The sequence below is a fragment of the Rubellimicrobium rubrum genome, assembly GCF_006152115.1.
Lineage (GTDB): Bacteria > Pseudomonadota > Alphaproteobacteria > Rhodobacterales > Rhodobacteraceae > Rubellimicrobium > Rubellimicrobium rubrum.
In genome coordinates this window covers 1-4,804 of the sequence record NZ_VDFU01000068.1, presented here as the reverse complement: position 1 = coordinate 4,804, position 4,804 = coordinate 1, and the positions used below count along the sequence as shown (strand labels likewise).

Sequence of the window (4,804 nt, the reverse complement as noted above, 5' to 3'; positions counted from 1 at the left end):
ACATGCACCACCAGCGGAGCGAGATCGACCGCCGCTCGGTGCGGGTCAAGCTTACGGACAAGGGCCGCAAGCTGCGCGACATCGTGGCCAAGCTTTTTGCCACCCATGCCGAGGGGCTGACCACCCGCGCCATCCTCGATGCCGACGCGATGGACGAGATCACGCGCGCCCTCAAGCGCATGGAGCGGTACTGGACCGACCAGATCCGCTACATCTACTGACGCGGGCCCGTGCTCGCGGTGCGAATGTGACAAGCCAGAACGTTTCATCCATTCTTTTTTCCGTAACGGCGCGCAGAAGCGCAGCCGGAACGGACCTGCGACTTCGGCCATGCGACCGGTCCGGATCGCCGCGCCTTATCCGGCCGGCCTATCCCGTCCAGAGATCGCGCTGACCGCAGGCGGCTGCAGCTCCCGCAGAAGCTTGGCTTTCATCGCCTCTTCGTAGCTGTCGTAATCTTCGGCAAAGATCAGGAACGCCCCCGGCCCGTGCAGCACCTCGGCCCGGAACCATTCCGCCAAGTCCTCGCTGTTCTCGGCCCCTCCAATCACCAGCGCGTTGACGGTGACATTCTCGAACGGGAAGGTCGAATAGGCCAGATCAGGCGAGAATCCCTCATTGTGCATGCCGTCGCCGGACACATCCACGGTGCGGGCCCGGCAGTCCGGGGCCTCGCGGAGCCGGGTCGCCGCAAAGCCCAGCGCCGCACCCACAGCCGTGGGCAACTCGTCATGGCTGCGGCGGCTCTTGGCGATGCCACGCGCCACGGCGCCCAGCGTGGGCTCGTCCTCCACCATGACCCAGCCCGGCAGCAACGGCACCTGCGCGTTTCGCCCGGACCACTCGAAGGCATACAACGCAACCGGATCCCCGGCCAGGAAAGCCTCGGCCACCTCGGGGGCCAGGAGCGCGCGTCCCATCCCCTCGCGCTGGAGCCGGTCCTCGGACGGGTCCACCGACGAGGACACGTCGAGCGCGAGGACCAGCGCCAGGCGGCAGTCCTGAGCCGCCGCTGGCGCAGCCAGGCACAGCAGCGCCGCCAGTCCCGGAAGGAAAGGAGGGCGGCGCGGCACGATCACCAGGTGCCGGTGTTGCTCATGGAGGCCCAGGGCTCCTGCGGGGGCTTCCGCTCGCCCCGTTGCAGCAATTCGATGGACACGTTGTCAGGCGAACGGACAAAGGCCATGTGACCGTCCCGGGGCGGGCGATTGATCGTGACGCCCGAGTCCATCAGCTCCTGGCAGAGGGCGTAGATGTCGTCCACCTGGTAGGCGAGGTGCCCGAAATGCCGCGAATCGGACGGCAGGCCAGGGTCGCCGTCCCAGTTGTAGGTCAGCTCGACCGGGCAATCCTCCTGGCCCGGAGGCGCCATGAACACGAGCGAGAAGCGCCCGCCCTCGTTGTCGATGCGACGCGTCTCGCGCAGGCCAAGCTTCTCGAAGAAGGCCATGGATGCCTCGAGGTCCTTCACGCGGACCATGGTATGCAGATAGCGGATCGTCATTCCGTCACTCCCCTTCGTACCCGCGGAAAGTAGCAGCGCAGGCTGGACGCGCCAGTCCCGTCCGACTGCCAGGCGCAGTGCAGGGCGTCGGGTGTCTAGCCCGCGCTCAATGCCGCCGACGGCGCGGTGTCCATCGCCACTGGCACGTTGTCGGCCTGCGTCCGCACGACGGGTCCCGGTTTGTCCAGAGGGCAACCGGACGCGGACCTGCCTGTTCGTGCGCTTGGGCGCTTCCCGAGTGAAACCCATGGAACTCCAAAGCGGGCCAACTTGCAGGTGGTCCGGACCTTTCGCAAAGCGGGGTCTCTCACATCGATCGTGGCCTTCGCGCCGGTGCTGCGGCCTCGCGTTCCGCCACGCTGTTGCGGGCGCGACGCTGGCCGCTATCCTGCCCGGGCCTCAACCAAGGACGGACCCATGCCGCTGACCCCGGAACAGGAGGCCGAGATCGCGGCCCTCCGCGAGACTTCGCGCCCCACGCTGCGCCCCGTTGCCGAAGGCATGGAGCGGCACCTCCACCTCGTCCACCCGGTGCTCGACCACGGCTTCGTGCGCGTGGTGGACTACATGGGCGATGACTCCTCGATCGTGCAGGCCGCCCGCGTCTCCTATGGGCGCGGCACCAAGTCCGTTCAGAACGACGAGGGGCTGATCCGCTACCTCATCCGACACTGGCACTCGACCCCCTTCGAGATGTGCGAGATCAAGCTCCATGTGAAGCTCCCGGTCTTCGTTGCCCGCCAGTGGATCCGCCACCGCACCGCGAGCGTCAACGAATACAGCGCCCGCTACTCGATCCTCGACCGGGAGTTCTACATCCCCGCCCGCGAGGCGCTCGCCGCCCAGAGCGCCGTCAATAACCAGGGCCGGGGCGAGACGCTGGGCGACGACGAGGCCGCGCGTGTCCTCGACTGGCTGCGCGAGGACGCGACCCAGACCTATGACCATTACGAGGCGATGATCTCCCAAGAAGGGCAGCAGGGCCTCGCCCGCGAGCTCGCGCGCATGAACCTGCCCATGAACGTCTACACCCAGTGGTACTGGAAGACGAACCTCCACAACCTGTTCAACTTCATCCGCCTCCGCGCCGACGCCCACGCGCAATACGAGATCCGCGTCTATGCCGACGTCCTCGGGGCGGTAGTGAAGGACTGGGTGCCCTTTGCATGGCAGGCGTTCGAGGACTTTCGGATGGGCGGGCTGTCGTTGAGCGCCAAGGGCGTTGAGGTCCTGAAGCGGCGTCTGGCCGGGGAGGTGGTGACGCAGGAGACGTCGGGAATGAGCAAGGGGGAATGGCGGGAGTTCGAGGGGGTGTGGGGTGTCTGAAAACTTCAGGAGATCGGCACGATCACAATTCTGGTCCTATCGAAGCAACTTGCCCAAGTACTTGACTAAACACGTGTCCAATAAGTTCCTCAGAAACGTCCGAGATGGTGAGTTGAGGGCTGGCACTACGTTCAGTTATCGTGGAGATGAGGCTGGGGTCATGCGGTTATCGGACTCCGAAGAGGGATTGATATCCCACGAAGTTTCGGCAGGAAGCGAGTTTAGTGGTTGCGTTGGTCGTGTTGATTTTCATAGCATTAGTACGGCTAATGTCGGAACGTTCTATCGCAGAGATATAAACTACAGTTCCCATGCTTTGTGTTTCTCCGTAGGTCCGTATGACCGTAACCGTCATCTGGCCTTGGTGCATGGGTATTGAAATTATCGAGGAGACACTGAACTTTTAAGCTATGTCGTTTTCGACACCCTGCTGCTGATGCGTGGTCTAGTAGACTGGGGATTGACCCAAGGATGGTTGAAGACAGGCGAATTTCCTGGTCAAAAGATCCTGTTGGGGCCTATAGAGTACGGCAGCAAGAAGCGTTATAGTCATGTGGGCAACAAAGGCTTCTATGATCCGCAGCCAAGTTTAACGATTATCTGGCGGCAAATTTCGTCAAGCCAAAGCTCTTCTCCGTAGAGGAGGAGTATCGCATCCTGTTCAGAACTTTCTTTCCTGATTCATCTCCTTTGGATGCAGGTCCAATATTCACGTCGGCTGCGGGTATCAAGAATTCCGTAGTACAGTCCGGTACGCTTAAAACCTGTTAAGCCAACGTGATTGTTGGCGTGAGATTAATAACCGATAAGACGGCTCTTACTCCAGTTCGCCAGCAATAGGAACACTGCCCCCGCACCGCACGGTCCTCCAACGCCCCATTTACCCCTGTCCGGCATTCTCCCCTCACGGCCCCGCGCTCGTCCGGCCTCGGCCCCGAACCCCGTTCCGTTGAGGGCGCGGGCGGGGACAGGCCAGGTCGGGCGGGCGTGGAAGGCCTTTGCGGTGTGCCGACTGAAACGCACGCGCAAGAACGCGTGGCAACCAGTGGTTACGGAAAGGGCGTCATGGCCGGAGCCTCCCAACGCAAAAGGCCGGAGCCTGCCGCCCCGGCCTTTCAAAACTCTCGTGGGTAGGCTCTCACTGCGACTTGCGCAGGTTCCCCGCCATGTCCCGGCCGTCGCGACCCTGGATCAGGTCGAACTCGATCGGCTGGTTGTCGGCCAGCCCGGTCAGGCCCGACTGCTCGACGGCGCTGATATGCACGAAGATGTCCTTCCCTCCGTCCTCAGGGGCGATGAAGCCATAACCCTTTGTCGTGTTGAACCATTTCACGGTGCCCTTGGGCATAGTCGGTGTCTCCATCGCGTCTGGCCGATCGGTGGCCGGTCCCTTCGTCGCATCTAGGAGGCGAGGGGAGGGGGACAACGCTTCCACAGCCGGAAATTGCAAAGCCCGCACAGGCAAAGGCCCCGGACGCGAGTTGCGCCCGTGGCCCTTGGTCATTCAGTCCGCAGCAGAGGCTCAGTACCCGCCGGTCGTATCCTTGGTGCCGCCGGTAAGCGAGCTGCGCTCGCCGGTGCGCTCGTCCTCGATCTCGACCTCGGTCTTGCGCACGGTGTCCTGGATGTGCTCGTGGCGCACCTCGGTCTCCTGGCGCAGGCCGATCTCCTCGACCACGCGGGCCTCCTTGCCCACGACCGCCACCTCGGCCGTTTCGCGCGCTTCGAGCACCTGGTCGCCCATGGCCACGTCGCCCGTGGTCACCGCCCGGTCCACGGGCCGGCGCTCCACGAACACCCGCGTGGCGCGCAGGTCCACCTCGGCGTCCACCGGCACTTCGCGGACATAGGAGCGCACGCGCACCCGGCCCTGCTCTTCCTGGCGCTTGCCCACCGCCAGGCGTTCCTCGATCACCTTGACGGTGCCGTCCTCGTTGTACTGGGCCTGGTCGTCAAAGGAGGCCGACCCGGCCG

At 63.9% G+C, this 4,804-nt stretch carries 5 protein-coding genes and 1 pseudogene; 2 read left to right on the top strand and 4 right to left on the bottom strand.

Annotated features, from left to right (window positions below; translation table 11 throughout):
- Nucleotides 1–221, top strand: a pseudogene (locus FHG66_RS21040) (MarR family transcriptional regulator); the annotation flags it as partial.
- A 135-nt stretch (nucleotides 222–356) separates the two neighbouring features.
- Here FHG66_RS21040 and FHG66_RS21035 read toward each other — a convergent pair.
- Together FHG66_RS21035 and FHG66_RS21030 are read right to left on the bottom strand one after the other, a co-directional pair.
- Nucleotides 357–1,073, bottom strand: a complete 717-nt coding sequence (locus tag FHG66_RS21035) for a DUF1194 domain-containing protein (RefSeq protein ID WP_246082708.1) — start codon at nucleotides 1,071–1,073, stop codon at nucleotides 357–359.
- Between the two features lie 2 nt (nucleotides 1,074–1,075).
- On the bottom strand, nucleotides 1,076–1,504 hold the full coding sequence (locus FHG66_RS21030) for a VOC family protein (protein ID WP_139079103.1): 429 nt from the start codon (nucleotides 1,502–1,504) through the stop codon (nucleotides 1,076–1,078).
- Between the two features lie 417 nt (nucleotides 1,505–1,921).
- On the opposite strand from FHG66_RS21030, the gene thyX reads away from it, so the two are divergent.
- Nucleotides 1,922–2,830: an FAD-dependent thymidylate synthase gene (thyX, locus tag FHG66_RS21025; RefSeq protein ID WP_139079102.1), complete on the top strand. Its 909-nt coding sequence runs from the start codon at nucleotides 1,922–1,924 to the stop codon at nucleotides 2,828–2,830.
- A 1,138-nt stretch (nucleotides 2,831–3,968) separates the two neighbouring features.
- Here the strand turns inward: thyX and FHG66_RS21020 are convergent.
- Entirely contained in the window at nucleotides 3,969–4,178 is a 210-nt protein-coding gene (locus FHG66_RS21020) for a cold-shock protein (RefSeq protein ID WP_139079101.1), read from the bottom strand.
- 174 nt (nucleotides 4,179–4,352) lie between these two features.
- The coding region (locus FHG66_RS21015) for a YsnF/AvaK domain-containing protein (RefSeq protein ID WP_139079100.1) at nucleotides 4,353–4,804 on the bottom strand (452 nt) is incomplete at its 5' end.

What these genes read in the sequence shown, in the direction of transcription:
- FHG66_RS21030 (WP_139079103.1), bottom strand. Translation starts at nt 1,504, where the DNA reads ATGACGATCCGCTATCTGCATACCATGGTCCGCGTGAAGGACCTCGAG.
- thyX (WP_139079102.1), top strand. Translation starts at nt 1,922, where the DNA reads ATGCCGCTGACCCCGGAACAGGAGGCCGAGATCGCGGCCCTCCGCGAG.
- FHG66_RS21020 (WP_139079101.1), bottom strand. Translation starts at nt 4,178, where the DNA reads ATGCCCAAGGGCACCGTGAAATGGTTCAACACGACAAAGGGTTATGGC.